Origin of the sequence: Pseudomonas sp. SIMBA_068 (assembly GCF_046534705.1) — a bacterium.
GTDB classification, from domain to species: domain Bacteria; phylum Pseudomonadota; class Gammaproteobacteria; order Pseudomonadales; family Pseudomonadaceae; genus Aquipseudomonas; species Aquipseudomonas putida.
Map to the genome: position 1 here is coordinate 1 of NZ_JAWRYI010001149.1, position 251 is coordinate 251.

The window sequence follows — 251 nt, forward strand, 5'->3', positions numbered from 1 at the left end:
CGGGTGCGCGGCGTGATGCGCTCGGCCACGTCTCGCGGGCAAACGCGAAAGCCGTTCTCCGGCTTCACCGGCACCGGTACCACCTTGGCACCACAAGCACCGAACACGGCCTCGTACGTGACATACATGGGCTCGGCAACGATCACCTCGTCGCCCGGGTCCAGCACGCACTGGGCCACGCAGTACAACGCGCACTGGGCACCCGCCAACACGGTCACCTGGTCTGCGCTGACCGCTTGGCCGCTGCGCTG

The 251-nt window shown here is 68.1% G+C and carries 1 protein-coding gene; it reads right to left on the minus strand.

What is annotated here, in order from left to right; all coding sequences use genetic code 11:
* Nucleotides 1–251 (minus strand): aminotransferase class I/II-fold pyridoxal phosphate-dependent enzyme (locus tag SB756_RS33115; protein ID WP_410913639.1); only part of this gene is annotated, 251 nt, incomplete at both ends.